Source organism: Microtetraspora malaysiensis, from assembly GCF_001528665.1.
Lineage (GTDB): Bacteria > Actinomycetota > Actinomycetes > Streptosporangiales > Streptosporangiaceae > Microtetraspora_A > Microtetraspora_A malaysiensis.
Map to the genome: position 1 here is coordinate 1 of NZ_BBYJ01000010.1, position 17,672 is coordinate 17,672.

Here is a 17,672-nt window from a genome sequence, read left to right on the forward strand (position 1 = left end):
CGCCTACCTGGCCGAGATCGACCACATCGAACCCTGGTACCCGACCGGCCGCACCAACCTGGACAACCTCGCACCACTGTGCGCCGCGGACAACAAATGGAAGTCCCGCCACCCCGACCGGGTAGAAGTGATCGATCAAGGGGACGGGACCGTCTCAATGCGGTTCCACCGCTATTCCAAGCTCCGACCCCGACGCTGGACCGACAGACAGTGACCAACAATCCCGCGAACAGCCATCCGCGATCCGCGGTCAGTGACCCGCGGTCGGTGATCCGCGACCCGCGAACGGCGAGCCGCGAGTCCCGATCCATGATCGACGAACGGCGAGCCGTGACCCGCCACCGTGATCGACGAGCTTGATCGCGGCGGCCACCCGATGATCAGGCCCCACCCACGGGCCGGGCCCGCAGCATGCCCGAACTCCACGCGCCAACGCCCCACACGCCGGAGCCCACACGCCGGGGCATCCGCATGCCGGAACTCCCATGTGCCCCGGTGGCGTGCGCCTCGACGGAGCAGGCCATCGAGGCGCACGCCGAGGCCGTCATCGGCCCCGGACCGGGTCACCCATACGACGAGGGCAGCCGACCGGGCCCCTCCTTCGCCGCCGGCTGCGACACCTGCCCGCGCCAGACCTCGACGACCAGGGAGTGCAGGAAGTGCAGATGTCGAACGTCGGCCGCGGCGACACCAACTCGGCCGCGAAGGCGATCATCCAGTCGCCGTGCCCGCGCCACCGCTCGCATACCCGCGGCCGACCCGGCACAGCGTCCGCACGCCCGCGGCCGCCGCCGGCCGAAGCCTTTCGCCGCCGTTCCGGTGCTTTCGGCCTCAGCGCTGGGGGCGCGCGGTCACTCGCCGGTGGCGCCGTCGATGCGCTCGCGCAGCAGGTCGGCGTGCCCGTTGTGGCGGGCGTACTCCTCGATCATGTGGACGAGGATCCAGCGGTGGGAGCAGTCCTGGCCGTGGCGCTGCCGCTTGCTCACCGCGTCGAGCGGCACACCGGCCGAGATCTCCCGGGCGCGCTCGATCTCGGTTCGCCACGTGGCGAACGCCTCTTCGGCCGACGCGCCGTCCACGTCGTCGAAGTCGGCGTTGGGGGCGGCGTCCTTGCCCCACAGCCGGGGGATGTCCTCACCGTCGAGGATGATGCGGAACCACGCCCGCTCCACGTGGGCAAGGTGCCGGACCAGTCCGAGCAGCGACATGCTCGACGGCGACGCCGAACGCTCGCGGAGCTGCTCCTCGGAGAGCCCGGCGCACTTGACGGCGAGCGTACCGCGATGCCAGTCGAGCCAGTTGTTCAGCATGGCCCGCTCGTCGCCGATGAACGGCGGAGGCACACGGTCGTCGATCATGCCCGCATAGTACAGGGCGACTTATCCGGTTATCGATGGATTATCGGCGTATCGCCGCTTCCGTTCCGGCGTGTCGAATCCCCGCCGACGGCGCTCCACTCCCCGGGTCCGGCCCCTGCCGATAACGCTCCGTTCTCCCGGATCCGGAGCCCGGCCGATAACGCTCCTCCCGGACAGAGGCGCACGGGTTATTCGATGGCCCGGCCCGTGTTCGCTCTCGTACAGTCACCGGGGCAGTCACCCGGCCAGTCACCCAGGCCAGGGCGTCATCAGCAGGAGAGCGAGAACATGCGCGTCCACTACCCTCGCACCCCGCACCTGCCCTGGTCGCCCGGAACGACGGCGGACGATGTACGGGCGGGCGGCGTGTCCGGTCTGGTGGGCCGGGAGGTCGTCGTCACCGAGAAGCTCGACGGCGAGAACACCACCATGCACGCCGGCGGAGTCCACGCGCGGTCGCCGGACTCCGGGCACCACCCGTCCCGCGCCTGGGTCAAGGCCCTGCACGGCAGGGTCGTCCGCTCGATCCCGCCCGGGTGGCGGGTCTGCGGCGAGAACCTGTACGCCCGGCACTCGATCGCGTACGCCGACCTGGAGAGCTGGTTCTACGCCTTCTCGGTCTGGGACGGCGACCGCTGCCTGGACTGGGACGCGACCGTACGCTTCGCGCGGCGGCTGGGGCTCCCAGTCCCTCCGGTGCTGTGGCGCGGTGTCTTCGACGAGCGCGTCCTGCGGGCCCTGCGCCTGGACACGGCGCGGTGCGAGGGATACGTGGTGCGGACCGTCGAGGGGTTCCGCCGGGAGGAGTTCCCCCATCGCGTGGCCAAGTGGGTGCGTCCGAGCCATGTGCGTACGGACGAGCACTGGATGCTCGCGCCCGTCGTCCCCAACGGCCTGGGCCCGGCCTCCGCGCTGTGGGAGATCCGCTCGGGGGGCGCTCCTGCCGCGCCGTCGCTTCTCGCCGCGCTGGGGATGGCGACGACCGAGCACGCGACAGCCGTGCCGGACGAGGCGGCGGTCGCGGAGGTCACCGCCCGCCTCGACGTGCTGGGCCGTACGGGCGACGCGCGGCTCGCGGGTGTGCTGGCGGCGCTGTTCAACCGCACGCGCCGGGCGTGGCTGGCGCCCCGGCTGGCGGCCCCGCTCGGCATGGGGCTCGCGCGGCGGGTGGCCGACCTCGTCGGCCTGCACGCCCGGCTGCGTACCCCGTTCCCCGACGACGAGCGCCGGGCAGGCCTGGCGCTGATGGCGGCGGCGGCCGACCTGGGCGTCCTGCACGCGGTCGCCGCCGCCGCGCTGACCGGCCGCCGTGACGGCGACGCCGCCGAGGCGCGCGAGCAGATCGCCTGGTCGGAGCTCCACGCCGAGGACGCCGGGCTGCTCGCGGAGGACCCGCTGCGCCCGCTCGCCGAGGGACTGCGGGACGCGCTCGACGGCTGCGCCCCGGACGCGGCGGACCGCTGCTGGGCCGAGTCGCGGGACGCGTACGCGCGGGGCCGGATCTCCACCGCCGAGGAGGCCGTGGCGGCGACCTGGCGGTGGCGGTCGGGCCGGTTTCCCCGGCTGGTCGTCATGGTGGGACCGTCGGGCAGCGGGAAGAGCACCCTTGCCCGGAAGATCGCGTCCGGTGACCGCGACGCCGTGGTGGTCTCGCTCGACGATCTGCGCGAGGCCCGCGGATCGCGGTCGGACCAGCGGGCGAATCCCGCGATCCTCGCCGAGGGCCTGCGCCGGCTCGACGCGCTGCTGGCCGGTGGAGAGACGATTGTGTGGGACGCCACCTCCCTCAACCGGCGGCAGCGCTCCCTCGTCCACGCGGTGGCCCGCCGCCGCGACGCGCTGACGACGCACGCGGTCATGCTGGTCGGCGGCGAGGAGCTGGCCCGGCGCAACGCCGTACGAGCGGACGCGGTGCCGCCCGAGGTGCTCACGGCGCAACTCCGGCGCTTCGATCCGCCCTATCCGTGGGAGGCGCACCGCACCTGGTACGCCGATCAGGACGGCGGCGTCCGGGACACCTGCGGAGCTCTCGGCAGTACGGACCGATACGGACCGATACGGACCGACACGGACTGACACGGACTGACACGGACTGACACGGACTGAGCCGATGCGAACGAGCGAAGAAATCTATCACCGGGTGCGCTGGGATCCGCGCTTCGATCCGGCGCGCTTCGTGCTGGGGATCAACGTGCGCGGGGCCGCGCCCGCGCGGGTGCCGCTTCCCGATTTCGTGGCCGGAGGCGACATCCCCTGGCACCGCGTCGTCTTCATCGAGGCGGACGGCGAGACGGTCTGGGACCGCGCCTCCGGCGTGGACCGGCTGGACGAGACCCTGGCCGGGCGGGTGCGCGAGCCGCGCCGGCTCCGCGAGCCGTCGTTCACCGCCTGCCCGCCGTACGTCTGGGATCCGATGGCCGGGTGGCGTCCGGCTCCCCCGGTGCGGGGCGAGGGGGCGCGCCCGGGGACGGCGCTGCGCGTGCTGACCTGGAACACCCTGTGGGACCGCTACGACGGCGACCGCATCCACACGTCCCGGCGCAGGCCGCTGCTGCTGGAGGCGCTCGAATGGGCCGACGCCGACGTCATCGCGCTGCAGGAGGTGGAGAGCGAACTGCTCGGCATGCTGCTGCGCGCGCCGTGGGTCCGCTCCGCGTACACCCTGGGGTCGGACCCGACCGGCCGGGACGTGCACGACACCGGGCTGCTCCTGCTCAGCCGCCTTCCGGTGCGGGAGGCGGCTCACCACGTCCTCGGCCCGCACAAGGCCGTCGCCGCCGTCACCGTTGAGTCGGGCGCGGGCCCGATCGTGGTGGCGGCCACGCACCTCACCAGCGACCACGCGGAGGACGCCGCGTCCCGGCGCGACGCCGAGCTGGCCGGTCTCGCCGGCGCGCTGCGCGGTGTGGAGGGCGACCTCGTCTTGCTGGGCGACTTCAACGACGGCGGAAACGCTCCCGCCGACGCGCTCGGCCTGCGGGACGCCTGGACCGAGGTGTACGGCGTCGACGACCGGACGCCGACCTTCGATCCGCGCGCGAACCCGCTGGCGGCGATCTCCTCTCTGACCGGCCGGGCGGTGCGGATCGATCGCGTGCTGCTGCGCGGCCGCGGGCTGCGCGCCGTCACGGCGGAACTGCGCGGCGACTCCCCCGCGACCCCGGACGGCCTGTTCGTGTCCGACCACTACGGCGTCGCCGTGGATCTCGTCGCCTGCGAGAGCTCCTGAGAGAGCGCTTACGAGAGCTTCTGCGCGAACGCCTGAGAGAGCGACCGCGAGAACGGCTGAGCCCGCCTTGGCCGACCGGGGTCGTCCGGGGTCGGCCGGGGTCGGCCGGGGTCGGCCGGGATCGTCCGGGGTCGTCCGGGCCTCACCTGCCGAGCAGCTCCACCGAACGGGCGGCGGCGTGAAGGAAGACCGGGTCGCCGGTGAGCGCGTGTTGGCGCAGCGCCGCCTCGGTCAGCTTGATGGCGTGGGCGTCGCCGGTCTCGGCCGCCCGCCCGGCCAGCTCCTCCGGTGCCTGCGGAGCGTCGGCCGGCAGCGGCTCGACCGTCGCCCGGTAGGCGTACCCGCTGTACAGCGCGGCGGCCACCTGCCACAGGGCGTCGTACGTCGGGCGCCACTGTTCGGCGGGCAGGTGCTCCAGCACCGACGACACGGCCACCGGCGCGGTCACCGCGTGGATGAAGTCGATCGGCGCGTGCCTGCCATGGGTCAGGAACACCCCGGCGAACACCCGGGTCAGCTCGGTCAGGTCGGCGGCGACGTCCGTCGGCGGCCGCAGGGACGAGACGGTCGCGGGGAACCCCGGCAGGTCCCGCAGGTGCGCGAGGTGCGCCACGATCCGCTCGGTCGGCGCGAGCTCCAGGATGGGCAGGACGGCGACGGCCTGGTCGAGCGTGCGCGCGCCGCCGGTCAGCGGCCGTCCCGGCAGCTCGACGTATCCGGACGCCCAGTACGCCAGCGCCTGGGCCAGCTCGACGAGCCTGGGCGGGGTCTCCCGTTCGGCGAGCGCCCGGACGGCGTGCGAGGTGCGGATCACGCCGTGGGTGGCGCCGGCGGCCAGGCCGGGGGTGAGCCGCGGCCACCACTCGGTCAGCACCTCGCGCCAGGGCGCCTCGGCGAGGCGTTCGGTGAAGTAGGCGGTCCAGTCGCCGATCCGGCGCCGGTCACCGAGCGCGGCCCGCCAGTCGGCGATCCGGTCGCCCCGGCTCGGGCCGTCTTCGAGTTCCGGCAGATAGCCGGAGACCCAGCCGGGGATCGTCTCCGCCGCGCCGAGCCGTACCAGCGCCTCGACGACCATCGGACCGTGGTTGGACAGGCCGCCGCGGTACTCGGGGCCGGCGGGCGCCAGCCGGACGAGCGCCTCATCGAGATGATCCATATCGCTTCCCCTCTATATAGAAGCAAGCCTATATAGCTTCCAGGCGATATGCTACCCCCGTGGACGTTGAGGTGCTCCGGGCGCTGGCCCATCCGGTTCGGCTCGGGATCGTGCGCAGGCTCGCGGCCGAACCCGACATCTGCGCGTGCGACTTCACCGACGAGTTCGCGGTGAGCCAGCCGACGATCTCCGCCCATCTCAAGGTGCTGCGCGAGGCCGGTCTGGTGCGTACGCGGCGCGAGGGCACCACCATCTGCTACTCGCTCGTGCCGGAAACGCTCGCCGGGATCGCGTCCGAGATGCAGCGGCTCGCCGGTGCCGAGAGATCGGCGGCCGGACCCGCCGCCATGGCCCCGGCCGGGCACGCCTGACACATGGGCCGGATCCCTGCCCGGCGAGGGCCGCGGACGGCTACCGGACGACGACGCCGAGATGCGCGGCGGCCACACTCTTGGGGACGGCCATGCGCCACGCCTCGACGACGATCTCCCGCATCTCGGCCCGGCCGACGGCGGCCGTGGTGAGTTCGACCCAGTTGAACCGCATGTCGGACGGGCGCGGCAGGTGGAACTTCTCCGGCTCCGCCGCGACGAGCGCCGCGCGCTCCTCCTTCGGGAAGGCGAACCCCATCGTCGTCTCGTCGGCGGAGAAGGCGACGTAGACGATCCGGCCGACCCGGAACTTGATCCGGTCCCTGATCAGGTGCTCGGTGGTGCGCGGCAGCGCCAGCGCCACCTGGCGCACGTCGTCCACAGTGATCATCTGTCGCCCGTCCTCTCCGGCCCGCCCCGCGCGGCTCACTCCGTAGCAGAGTGGCCGGGCGCGGGCGGCAGGTCCAGTCCGGACCCGGCGATGCGGTCCCGGAACGACATGCGCCGCAGCGCCTGTACGGCCTCCGCGAGCAGGTCGGCGAGGGGCATCGGCAGCTCGGCGTCGAGCCCTCGGGCGGCGGCCGCGGTCGCGGCCCACTCCGCCTCGATGACCGGCAGGATCTCGCGGGCCCGCGGGGTGAGGCTGACGATCCGCTGGCGGGCGTCCGCGCCCGGTTCGAGCACGACCAGGCCGGAGCGGGCCAGCTGCGCCACGGTCTGGCTGGCGGCCGAGTGCGTCACGCCGACCTTCGCGGCCAGCTCACGGATGGACGCGGGCCCGTCGATCATCAGCACCCGGACGTACGGCGAGAAGCGGGGCCGGTAGTCCGGCAGGCCCAGCTCGTCGTAGACCTTCGCCACGTCGCCGTCGAGCAGCTCCAGCACGTGGCGCAGCAGGGTCCCGAGGGCGGCGTGTTCCGGCATCGTCTCCATAGGATCAATGTAACAGTACTGTCACAACTGCACCGGAGCCCGGCAACCGCCCCGCGCGAGATCCGCGCGTCAGCAGCACCGGGCGCCGGGGTCGGCGTCCCTCCGGTCGATCCGCAGCCGCTCGTACTCCCGCCGGGAGAGCGGCGGTGTGGACGCGTGGGCGCGGTGCCGTTCGAGGTACCGGTCGTACTCCGCCTCCCCGGTGATCTCCCGGACGTACCACCGGACGAAGCTCAGCAGGGAACGCGGCGTCACGGCGTCTGCGCCTCCTCGCCGCGCCCGGCGGCGCCGGCCCCCGGACCCTCGGCCGCTCCCGCGTACGCCGGCGCGCGCCGCTCGGCGGCGGTGGAGAACAGCCCGGACGGCGCAACGATGCGCGACTCGACGTACGGCGCCTCGGCGGTCGGCAGCGGCTCCCGGGCGCGTACGGCCCGCACGCAGACGACCAGGGCGTTGCCGATGACCAGGAGGACGAGCAGCGCGAACATCGCGGCGAGCACGCCGTCGACGGTGGAGTTCACGACGACCGTGTGCATCTGGTCGAGGTTCTTGGCCGGGGGGAGGACCTTGCCCGCCGCCAGCGCGTCCGCGTACCGGGCCCGCTGGGCGAAGAAGCCGATCTTGGGGTCGTCGTGGAAGACCTTCTGCCAGCTCGCGGTCAGCGTCACCGCCACGTCCCACAGGAGCGGGACGGCGGTGACCCACGCCCACCGCAGCTTGCCCGACTTGATCAGGAGCGTGGTGCAGAGGGTCAGCGCGATGGCGGCGAGGAGCTGGTTGGCGATGCCGAACAGCGGGAAGAGCTGGTTGATCCCGCCCAGCGGGTCACTGACCCCGGAGTAGAGGAAGTAGCCCCAGGCGAGCACGACCAGCGCGCTGGTGCCCCACAGACCGGGCTTCCAGCTCACCCGCCCGATCGGCTTCCAGATGTTGCCGAGCGTGTCCTGCAGCATGAACCGGCCGACGCGGGTGCCCGCGTCCACGGTGGTCAGGATGAACAGCGCCTCGAACATGATCGCGAAGTGGTACCAGAACGCCTTGAACCCCGCCCCGCCGAAGATGCCGGACAGGATCTCCGAGATCCCGACGGCGAGCGTGGGGGCGCCTCCGCTGCGCCCGATCACGGTCTGCTCCTCGACCGCCGCCGCGGCCGCCCGCAGGTCGTCCGGGGTGATGACGAATCCCAGCTTGCCCACCGCGGCCGCCGCGCTCTCGGCGGTGGTGCCGAGCAGCCCCGCGGGCGCGTTCATCGCGTAGTACAGGCCGGGTTCGAGGGCGGACGCGGCGATCAGCGCCATGATGGCGACGAACGACTCCGTCAGCATCGCGCCGTACCCGATCAGCCGGACCTGCGACTCCTTCTGGATCATCTTCGGCGTGGTGCCCGAGGCGATGAGCGCGTGGAAGCCCGACAGCGCGCCACAGGCGATGGTGATGAACACGAACGGGAAGAGGGAGCCGGCGAAGACGGGCCCGTCGCCGTTGAACGCGAAGGACGTGACCGCCTCGTTCCGCAGGTGCGGGGCCGCGACGAGCACGCCGACGGCGAGCAGCCCGATCGTCCCGACCTTCATGAACGTCGAGAGGTAGTCGCGGGGGGCGAGCAGCAGCCAGACCGGGAGCACCGACGCGAAGAACCCGTAGACCACCAGGCAGACGACGAGGGTCTGCGGGCTGAGCGTGAACGCGCCGGCCAGCGGCGAGCCCTCGATCCAGCCGCCGCCCGCGATGGCCAGCAGGAGCAGCGACACCCCGATCACGCTGGCCTCCATGACCCGGCCGGGACGCAGAACACGCAGGTAGATCCCCATAAAGAGGGCGATCGGGATGGTCATCGCGATGGAGAACGTGCCCCAGGGCGACGAGGCGAGGGCGTTCACCACGACCAGGGCGAGCACACCGAGCAGGATGATCATGATGGAGAAGACCGCGAGCAGCGCGGCGGCGCCGCCGACCGGGCCCATCTCCTCGCGGACCATCTGGCCGAGACTCTTGCCGTCCCGGCGCATCGAGAAGAACAGGGTCACCATGTCCTGGACCGCGCCGGCCAGGATGACACCGACGATGATCCAGATGGTCCCCGGCAGATAGCCCATCTGCGCGGCGAGCACCGGGCCGACCAGCGGGCCGGCGCCCGCGATGGCGGCGAAATGGTGGCCGAACAGCACGCGGCGGTCCGTCGGCTGGAAGTCGACGCCGTTGTCGAGCCGCTCGGCGGGGGTGGCCCGGCGGTCGTCCACACCGAGCACCCGGCGGGCGATGAAGCGGGAGTAGAAGCGGTACGCGATCGCGTACGAGCCGAGGGCGGCGGCCACCAGCCAGATGGCCGAGATCTTCTCGCCTCGGGACAGGGCGAGGACACCCCAGGCCACCGCGCCCACCGCCGCGACGGCGGTCCACAGGAAGATGGATCTGGGCGTGGCTTTCGCGCCGGCGGGGCGGATTCTGGACATGGATGATCCTTCTGAAATCAGGGCAGGGCTGAACGCCGCGGAGATCGCCGGAAAAGATCGGATCAGCCTCCCGGGGGTTGAGGCGGAGCCGCTTTACCGTCACCACACGCCCCCGCAATTACGGCATTACGGGCGGCGCGCGGCGCATTCACGATCAGCGCGCGTTCTGGCCATACCCGCGCCGCGCGCGGTGGGCATGACCGATCGCATTGATCGCGTAATTGGTGGACACCGTTTTCTCGCCCGTCGCGATCAGCCCGGCCACCACGACCGTCCTGATCAGGACGGCCTCGGCGGGCCGATCGCGTCGCGACGCGGACGCGGACGCGGCGACCATGAACACGACACTCCCCGGCACCCGGCAATCTGACACCAGAAGAAAAACCACATTCCGGACAAATATGGCACATCGTGGAATACCAAGGTACCCAAATGAGCACCGTCAACGAAAATGCGGGGCAGACCTCAGCAGGAATCTTCCGTACCATCCGACACGGCTTCACCACCGGCGCCCTCAGGAATTTCCGCGGCCTGATGCGCAGAGCCGCGGAATCAGGCGTTCCGGATTACCCCGTTTATCGGGGAAATTTCGCTTCTACCGACCGAGGGCCCGGCGCAACCGCGCCCCCGGCGTCCGTCAGCGCCAGAACCTCGCCTCGGGATAGCGCCGGGACGGACGGTCGAGCAGCGACTGCGGCCGCCGGCGAAGGTGCTGGTCGAAGAAGGCGGCGACGTACTCGCGGGTGATCTCCACAGCGCGGGCGCCCTTCAGCGGGGTGCCGAGATCGACGCCGATCTGCTCCGAGAGACGGGAATAGTCGGTGAAGGACCCGTGGCCCGCTCCCTCGACGCTGAGCCAGCGCTTCCAGCCCGTCATGCGCTCGAAGGCGCGGTCCCACGTCGGGTCCTCTCCGGGGACACCGCCGCTCGCGCCCAGCATGAGGAACGGCCGGGAGAGCCCCTTCTTCGGGATCGGGACGAAGAACGTGCCGTCCATGTTGATCCCCGCGCGTACACGCGAGTCGTTGACCATGGTCCAGGACGTGCTGGCGCCGCCCAGCGAGTGCCCGGCCATGCCGATCCGGGAGCGGTCGATCAGCTCGCTCCCCTTCCAGACGGCATGGCGTCCGGTCAGCCGGTCCAGCACGAAGGAGACGTCCGCCTGCCGCCCCTTGGCCGCCTTCGCGCCGAACACAATAGGGTCCCCGGACGCACCGGGACAGGCCACGCAGGTCGCGGTACGGCCGCCCGGAAGGCTCGTGCCGAACGACTCGTAGGTGTGGTCGATCCCGGCGACGACGTACCCCCTGCTGGCCAGGTCCTCGGCCAGGGTCGTGAGCGACGAGCGGGGCCAGGTGAACCCCGGCGACAGCACCACAAGGGGAAGGCCGTTCCTGCGGCCGGTGGGCGCGGCGTCGGCGATCGCGTTCGTGCGGGTCCGGCTCAGCACGTCGCTGGGCACGCCGGTGATCTTCTGCTCCTTCAGCAGCAGCGTCGACTCCTCGGCGGTCATGTACGGCGCCCGCCGCCCGCCGGACGGCTTCGCCGGGTACCACAGCGAGACCATGAGCTCGCGCTTCTTCACCGACGGTACCCACGGGTCCGGGCGGGAGCCGTCCACCAGGTGCAGCGTGGTCGTGCCGACCCGGTGCGGGCCGGTCGGCCGGGGCAGTACCGAGGCCTGGACGGCGCGCCGGGTCGTGGACGGGCTCGGTGCGGGGGTGGAGGCCGGGGCCGCGGAGGGCGCGGAGGGAACCGGCTCGGCGGCGCCGGCCGCCGTCGTGGACATCGCGAGCGCGACCGACGCGAAGCCGGCGGCGAGCGCGCCACGGTTGATCGTCTTTGACATGACCACGATGCTTCCGGCGCCCGGACGCGATCACCTCGGCCCTGGGATCCATCCGCTGGTGCGACTTTCGGGTCAGGCCGGAGTCGCGGTTACGCCCGGAATCGGAACGGCGGGTGCGTCCGGGGACCGACAACGCGCGGTCCGGGTTCCGGCGGCGTCGTCGTGGAGGGAGGTCCCACTGAGCGGGACATCAGGCCCACAAGATCACATATGGGCTGGTAATCGACGTGACGACCACCGAACCGGCCGACCCGTCACGGCACGGCACGGGACGCCGCCCCAGCACGATCCCTCCGATCCCCCCCGATCCCCCCGATCCACACGGCTGCGGATAAATCGCGATAACCCGCCAAGGAGACGCCAGTGCCCGAGGACGCCAGCCAGCCCCTCCTCGCCGATGACCGCCCCGGCCGCCCGATCACGTTCGCCGAGCTGGTCGCGGCGCGGGCGGACGACGACCGGCCGGGGCTGAGGTTCGAGGACCGGTGCTGGAGCTGGCGGGAGGTCGTCGCCGAGGCCCGGCGGCGCGCCGGGATCGCCCGCGACCTGCGGCGGCCCGGCCCCTGGCACATCGGCCTGTTCCTGGAGAACACCCCCGAGCACCTGTTCTGGCTGCTCGGCGCCGCCCTGACCGGGGCGACCGTGGTCGGGGTCAACCCGACCCGCCGCGGCGCCGAACTGGCCCGCGACATCGACTTCACCGACTGCGGGCTCCTGGTCACCGAGACCGGGCGGCACGGCCTGCTCGACGGCCTCGCGCTGAACTGCCGCGACCGGATCCTGACCGTCGACTCGGGCGACTACGCCGAGGCGCTGGCCGGGACCACTCCCCTGGCCCCCGGCGGGGACGGGATCGCCCCCGGGGCGTACTTCTCGCTGATCTTCACCTCGGGGACCACGTCCGCGCCGAAGGCGGTGATCTGCAGCCAGGGTCGGCTCGGGCGGATCGCCCTCCAGCAGCGGCAGCGGCGGGGGCTCCGCCCCGACGACGTGTTCTACGTCGTGATGCCGATGTTCCACTCGAACGCCATCATGGCGGGCATCGCGCCGGCCGTCGCCTCCGGCGGGTGCGTCGTGCTGCGGCGCAGGTTCTCCGCGTCCGCGTTCCTGCCCGACGTGCGCAAGTACGGCGTGACCTTCTTCAACTACGTCGGCAAGCCGCTCAACTACATCCTCGCGGTGCCCGAGAAGCCCGACGACGCCGACAACCCGCTGCGCATCGCCTTCGGGAACGAGGCGGCCGACCGCGACATCGAGGAGTTCGCCCGGCGGTTCGGCTGCGCCGTCATCGACTCGTACGGCTCCAGCGAGGGCGAGGTACGGCTGAACCGCGTACCGGGGACCCCGCCCGGCTCCCTGGGGGTGGCCGAGGCGGGCACCGTCGTCGTCGATCCGGAGACGTTGCGGGAGTGCCCGCGCGCGGAGTTCGACGAGGCGGGCGTCCTCCTCAACGCCGACGAAGCGATCGGGGAGATCGTCAACACGGTCGGGGCCGCCGCCTTCGAGGGCTACTACAAGAACCCCGAGGCCACCGTGGCCCGGGTGCGGAACGGCTGGGTGTGGTCGGGCGACCTCGCCTACCGCGACGCCGCGGGCTTCTGGTACTTCGCCGGGCGGAACGGCGACTGGCTCCGCGTGGACGGGGAGAACTTCGCCGCCGCCCCGGTCGAGCGGCTGCTCGCCCGATTCGAGGCGTTCGCCGACGTCGCCGTCTACGCCGTGCCCGACCCCGTGGTGGGCGACCAGGTGATGGCCGCAGTCGTGCTCGCCGACGGCCACGCCTTCGACCCGGAGAGCTTCGCCGGGTTCCTCGCCCGCCAGCCGGACCTCGGCACCAAGTGGGCGCCCCGGTACGTCCGGATCATCGGCGAACTGCCGCGCACCGCCACCAGCAAGGTGATCAAGCGGCCGCTGCGCGACGAGGGGTGGCACACCGCCGACCCCGTGTTCGTACGGCACGGCACGCCCCCGTCCTACCGCCTCCTCGAATCCGCTCCCCCGGAGCAATGACCGGCTGACCTCCCACCGGCCACCGACAAAACCGGCAGATAACGCCGCAAATAGGGCCGCAGATAAAGCTGATGGGCAAGGGACGAGCACGGAACGGCCACGGCGGCCCCGCGGCGGCGTTGCGGCTCTCTGCCGCTCGTGGACCTGGTTAGGCTGACCGGAACGTCTGCGCGGGGGAGGAGGGGAGCCGTGCGCCAGCGATCACCGCTCCTCGCCGGGCCCGCGAGATGGCTGATCTGCCTGATCTTGCCGCTCCTGGTCAGCGGCGTCCCGGCGGCGGGTGTGCTCGGCGCGCTCCCCCAGACCGCCGTCGCGGCCACGTCCGCGTCCTCCGTCCTCTCCCCCGCGAAGTCGCGCACCGCCGCACTCCACGCCGCCGAGCCGGACGACCACGCCTCGGCCTCTCCCCACTCGGCTCCCCACCCGAACGACCACAGCCCGGCCCCGCACGATCTTTCCGGCCGTCCGCACAAGGCGGTCATCGGCGCGAACCGCGGCATCACGGGAGCGGGCCAGACGGCCGTGCTCGCCGACCGGCGCCGTCCCACGACGGCGCCCGCGCGCGTCGACGCCGCGCCGTCGTCCGACGGCAGAGCGGATCCGCTGGCCGCCCCCGGCGTCTCTCCCGGGCGCGCGCCACCCATCACAGGCTGAGAGCGACCACCACCCGCTCTCGATCCCGGTATGCCCGCGCGCCCTCGTCGCGCGACGCTCTCCGATCGGTGAACGCCGACGCTCCGGCTCCCCGCGCCGTCCACGACGCGGGCGGGCGTCGCGCCGGTCCGCCACGCCCTGGTCCCGCCCCGCGCGCGGCCGTTCGCGTACCCGGCGCGGCGTGTCCCGATCCCGGTATGCCTGCACGCGCCCTGCGCGGCGCGTCATCCCACTCCGCCTGTGGAGGCTCTCATGTCGCGTGCCCCCGTGGTACGCGCGTTGGCGGCGCTCGCCGTCATCGCGACATCGCTCGTCCTCGCTCTCACCATGTCGCCGCGTCTCGGTCTCGACCTGCGCGGCGGCACCCAGCTCGTCTTCGAAACCCGGGACTCGCCGACGACCAAGGCCGACGCCGAGGCGACCGACCGGGCCCTGGAGGTGCTCCGCCGCCGCACGGACGCGCTCGGGGTCGCCGAGCCCACGCTCGCCCGCTCCGGCGAGCGCCGCATCATCGTCGAGCTGCCCGGCGTGCTCGACCCGCGCAAGGCCGCCGAGACCATCGGCACGACCGCGCAGCTCGCCTTCCACCCCGTGCTCGACTATCCGGACGACTCGGCCAAGCCCAAGGAAGGCGAGCGGATCCTTCCCGACGAGGACGGCCGCACGCTGCTCCTCGGCCCGGCCGGGCTGACCGGCGCCGCGGTCAGCGATGCCAGGGCCGGGATCGACCCCGAGCGCGCCAGCGGATGGTTCGTCTCGCTCGACTTCCGCGACAACCGCCCCTGGGAGAAGCTGACCGGCCAGGCCGCCTGCGCTCCGGCGGGCGACCCCAAGCGCCGGGTCGCCATCGTCCTCGACGACGAGGTCATCTCCTCGCCCCAGGTGAACGACACCGTGCCGTGCAACGTCGGCATCACCGGCGGGAAGACCGAGATCAGCGGATCCTTCACCACCGAAGAGGCGCAGAACCTCGCCATGCTCGTCAAGGGCGGCGCCCTACCGGTGCCGGTGGAGATCGTCGAGCAGCGGACGGTCGGCCCGACCCTCGGCGCCGCCGCCATCGAGGCGAGCGCCAAGGCCGCGATCATCGGCGTGGCGCTCACGGCGATCTTCCTCGTCCTGGCGTACCGGCTGGTCGGGCTCCTGGCCACGATCGCCCTGGGATGCTACGCGCTGATCTCCTACGCCGCCCTGGTCGCGGTCGGCGCCACGCTCACCCTGCCCGGCCTCGCCGGCTTCGTGCTCGCCATCGGCATGGCCGTCGACGCCAACGTGCTGGTCTTCGAACGCGCCAGGGAGGAGTACACCGAGGCCCCGGGCAAGGGGCTGCGTCCCGCACTGCTGAAGGGGTTCCATCACGCGTGGAGCGCCATCGCCGACTCCAACATCACCACGCTGCTCGCGGCCGGACTGCTGTTCTTCCTCGCCTCCGGTCCCGTGCGCGGCTTCGGCGTGACGCTCTCCCTCGGTGTGCTGGCCTCGCTCGTGTCCGCGATGCTGATCACGCGGGTGCTGGCCCAGTGGGCCGTCGGGCGGCCTGCCGTCGGCTCGCGTCCCCTTCTGTCCGGGCTCGGCTCGGTGGGCCGCCTCCGGACCTGGCTGACGAAGAAGGACCCCGACCTCATGCGGCGCGGCCGGCTCTGGCTCGCCATCGGTGGCACAGTCGCCGCCGTCGCGCTCGCCGGGCTGTTCGTACGCGGGCTCGAGTTCGGGGTGGAGTTCACCGGCGGCCGCATCGCCGACTACTCCACGTCCGCTCCGGCGAACGTGGACACCGCGCGGCAGGCCGTCTCGGACGCCGGTTTCCCGAGCGCGGTCGTCCAGCGATCGGACGACGGCCTCACCGTCAGGACCGGCCAGATCACCGCGGACGACGCGGCGAAGATCGAGTCGGCGCTGGAGGGCGTGGCCGGGCCGATCACCAAGCTGCGTGACGAACTGGTCGGGCCGAGCCTCGGAGACGAGCTGCGGCGCAACGCCCTCATCGCGCTCGGCGTGGCCCTCGCCGCGCAGCTCGCGTACCTGGCGTTCCGCTTCCGCTGGTCCTTCGGCACGGCGGCGGTGCTCGCGCTGGCGGTGGACGTGGCGGTCGTGGTCGGCGCGTTCGCCTGGATGGGCAAACAGGTCGACGGCGTGTTCCTGGCCTCGGTGCTCACGATCATCGGATACTCCGTGAACGACAAGGTCGTGGTCTTCGACCGGGTACGCGAGATGTGGGGCGCGTCGCCCAAAACGCCCTTCGCGCGGATCGTCAGCACCTCCGTGGTGCAGACGGTGCCGCGCACGGTGAACACGGGCCTCGGCGCGCTGTTCATCCTGGCCGCGCTCGCGCTGCTCGGCGGCGACTCGCTCACCGACTTCGCGGTCGCGCTGCTGATCGGCGTCGTGGTGGGCACGCTCTCGTCGGCCTTCGTGGCGGCTCCGCTCTCCGTCGAGTTCGAGCGGCGCAGCTCGGCGCCTCCGCCGCAGCCGGCGAAGAAGCGCGCCTCCCCCTCGCGCCAGGGCTCGGGCGCGGTCGTCTGAGCCGGCGACGCCCGGGTCGGCGGGACGCCCCCGCCGACCCGGGCGCTCAGAACGGCGCTCCCCCAATTCAGCGCATCGGTAGAACTGGCGGGAGAGAATGGACACCATGGCTGATCCGGACATCGGCCGCCCGACGGCCGAGTTCGTAAGAAGGCGTCCCGCGCCGCCGTTGCGCGGATTCGTCGCCGACTACATCGGTTATCGCGAGGCCGGCGTTCCCCCGGCCCGGCACCGGGGGCTGCCCTCGCCGTACCTCACGCTGATCGTCACACTCGACGACCCGCTCGTGGTGGACGCGCATCCCGACCCGCTGGCCACGCCCGGCACGTACGACACCCTCGTCGGCGGCCTGCACACCACGCCCGCGCTGATCAGTCATGACGGCCGTCAGTCGGGCGTCCAGCTCGCCCTCACGCCGCTGGGCGCGAAAGCGCTGCTCGGCGTACCCGCCGGAGAGCTGTCCGGCGCCGACCTCGACGGAACGGACGTCCTCGGCGGCGCCGCGAACGAGCTGCGCGAGCGCCTCCTGGAGGCGACCGGGTGGCCCGAGCGCTTCGCCGTTCTCGACACGATGCTCACCAGGCTGTCCGGCTCGGCGCCGGAACCGGGAGCGGGTCCAGGCCGCGGACGGCGGCCGGGAAGCGGCACGAAGACCGCCCTGCCCGCCGAGGTCGCGTGGGCGTGGCGGCGGCTGCTGGAGACCGGAGGCGGGCTCGGCGTTTCCGATCTGGCCCGCGAAATCGGGTGGAGCACGCGCTACCTGAGACGGCGCTTCCAGGAGGAGATCGGCCTCGGCCCCAAGGAGGCGGCCCGGGTGGTGCGGTTCGACCGTGCCCGCCGTACGCTGCAGCGCCAGGCCGCGGCAGGCTCCTCTCCCACCCTCGCCACGCTCGCGGCGTCCTTCGGCTACTACGACCAGGCCCATCTCGCCCGCGAGTTCGGGGCGCTCGCCGGATGCTCCCCGAGCCGCTGGCTCGACGAGGAGTCCCAGAGCTTCACAGCCGGCTCCCCCACCGCCGATCGCCCCACCTGACGATCACCCACTGCACTGCGCTGATCACATGCCGTTCGCGAAGTCCGACGACGTCAGGTTCACGTCGCGGGCGTTTCGGAGACCGACGCCCGCTTCCCGGAGT

At 72.5% G+C, this 17,672-nt stretch carries 16 protein-coding genes; 8 read left to right on the plus strand and 8 right to left on the minus strand.

Features of this window, described 5'->3' with window-relative positions; genetic code table 11:
* On the plus strand, positions 1 to 214 hold a 214-nt coding region (locus tag AWQ71_RS13630), incomplete at its 5' end, for an HNH endonuclease signature motif containing protein (protein WP_169806564.1).
* Between the two features lie 637 nt (positions 215 to 851).
* Here AWQ71_RS13630 and AWQ71_RS13635 read toward each other — a convergent pair.
* Positions 852 to 1,358 carry a DinB family protein gene (locus tag AWQ71_RS13635; protein ID WP_067132406.1) on the minus strand — a complete coding sequence of 169 codons (507 nt, stop codon included), beginning with the start codon at positions 1,356 to 1,358 and terminating at the stop codon, positions 852 to 854.
* Positions 1,359 to 1,646: 288 nt separating this feature from the next.
* Between AWQ71_RS13635 and AWQ71_RS13640 the strand changes: the two genes are divergently transcribed.
* Together AWQ71_RS13640 and AWQ71_RS13645 are read left to right on the plus strand one after the other, a co-directional pair.
* Positions 1,647 to 3,434 carry an RNA ligase family protein gene (locus tag AWQ71_RS13640; protein WP_067132411.1) on the plus strand — a complete coding sequence of 596 codons (1,788 nt, stop codon included), beginning with the start codon at positions 1,647 to 1,649 and terminating at the stop codon, positions 3,432 to 3,434.
* Positions 3,435 to 3,468: 34 nt separating this feature from the next.
* Entirely contained in the window at positions 3,469 to 4,587 is a 1,119-nt protein-coding gene (locus AWQ71_RS13645) for an RNA repair domain-containing protein (protein WP_084258860.1), read from the plus strand.
* A gap of 142 nt (positions 4,588 to 4,729) precedes the next feature.
* Here the strand turns inward: AWQ71_RS13645 and AWQ71_RS13650 are convergent, their stop codons facing one another.
* Complete coding sequence (locus tag AWQ71_RS13650; protein WP_067132412.1) at positions 4,730 to 5,743, minus strand: questin oxidase family protein; 1,014 nt, start codon at positions 5,741 to 5,743, stop codon at positions 4,730 to 4,732.
* A gap of 59 nt (positions 5,744 to 5,802) precedes the next feature.
* Between AWQ71_RS13650 and AWQ71_RS13655 the strand changes: the two genes are divergently transcribed.
* Positions 5,803 to 6,114 (plus strand): ArsR/SmtB family transcription factor, encoded by a 312-nt coding sequence (locus AWQ71_RS13655; RefSeq protein WP_245658271.1) that lies wholly within the window; start codon positions 5,803 to 5,805, stop codon positions 6,112 to 6,114.
* A gap of 40 nt (positions 6,115 to 6,154) precedes the next feature.
* On the opposite strand, the gene AWQ71_RS13660 is transcribed toward AWQ71_RS13655, so the two are convergent.
* From AWQ71_RS13660 to AWQ71_RS13685, 6 genes are all read right to left on the minus strand, one after another.
* On the minus strand, positions 6,155 to 6,505 hold the full coding sequence (locus tag AWQ71_RS13660) for an MmcQ/YjbR family DNA-binding protein (protein WP_067132414.1): 351 nt from the start codon (positions 6,503 to 6,505) through the stop codon (positions 6,155 to 6,157).
* Positions 6,506 to 6,540: 35 nt separating this feature from the next.
* Positions 6,541 to 7,047 (minus strand): MarR family winged helix-turn-helix transcriptional regulator, encoded by a 507-nt coding sequence (locus tag AWQ71_RS13665; protein ID WP_067132419.1) that lies wholly within the window; start codon positions 7,045 to 7,047, stop codon positions 6,541 to 6,543.
* A gap of 69 nt (positions 7,048 to 7,116) precedes the next feature.
* Entirely contained in the window at positions 7,117 to 7,302 is a 186-nt protein-coding gene (locus tag AWQ71_RS13670) for a YbdD/YjiX family protein (protein WP_067132422.1), read from the minus strand.
* Positions 7,299 to 9,500 (minus strand): carbon starvation CstA family protein, encoded by a 2,202-nt coding sequence (locus tag AWQ71_RS13675; protein ID WP_067132425.1) that lies wholly within the window; start codon positions 9,498 to 9,500, stop codon positions 7,299 to 7,301. The genes AWQ71_RS13670 and AWQ71_RS13675 overlap by 4 nt, the downstream gene beginning before the upstream one ends.
* 154 nt (positions 9,501 to 9,654) lie before the next feature.
* Positions 9,655 to 9,843: a hypothetical protein gene (locus AWQ71_RS13680; protein ID WP_067132427.1), complete on the minus strand. Its 189-nt coding sequence runs from the start codon at positions 9,841 to 9,843 to the stop codon at positions 9,655 to 9,657.
* A gap of 294 nt (positions 9,844 to 10,137) precedes the next feature.
* Positions 10,138 to 11,349, minus strand: coding sequence for an alpha/beta hydrolase family protein (locus AWQ71_RS13685; RefSeq protein WP_245658272.1), 1,212 nt, complete (start codon positions 11,347 to 11,349; stop codon positions 10,138 to 10,140).
* Between the two features lie 363 nt (positions 11,350 to 11,712).
* On the opposite strand from AWQ71_RS13685, the gene AWQ71_RS13690 reads away from it, so the two are divergent.
* The 4 genes from AWQ71_RS13690 (at position 11,713) to AWQ71_RS13705 (ending at position 17,569) form a co-directional block, all read left to right on the plus strand.
* The gene (locus AWQ71_RS13690; protein ID WP_084258861.1) at positions 11,713 to 13,359 is read left to right on the plus strand and encodes an AMP-binding protein; all 1,647 of its coding nucleotides are present in this window, start codon (positions 11,713 to 11,715) and stop codon (positions 13,357 to 13,359) included.
* A 189-nt stretch (positions 13,360 to 13,548) separates the two neighbouring features.
* Positions 13,549 to 14,013 carry a hypothetical protein gene (locus tag AWQ71_RS13695; protein ID WP_067132430.1) on the plus strand — a complete coding sequence of 155 codons (465 nt, stop codon included), beginning with the start codon at positions 13,549 to 13,551 and terminating at the stop codon, positions 14,011 to 14,013.
* A gap of 252 nt (positions 14,014 to 14,265) precedes the next feature.
* Positions 14,266 to 16,536, plus strand: a complete 2,271-nt coding sequence (gene secD / locus AWQ71_RS13700; RefSeq protein WP_067132432.1) for a protein translocase subunit SecD — start codon at positions 14,266 to 14,268, stop codon at positions 16,534 to 16,536.
* Between the two features lie 106 nt (positions 16,537 to 16,642).
* The gene (locus AWQ71_RS13705; RefSeq protein WP_157570339.1) at positions 16,643 to 17,569 is read left to right on the plus strand and encodes a helix-turn-helix domain-containing protein; all 927 of its coding nucleotides are present in this window, start codon (positions 16,643 to 16,645) and stop codon (positions 17,567 to 17,569) included.
* Positions 17,570 to 17,672 lie beyond the last annotated feature (103 nt).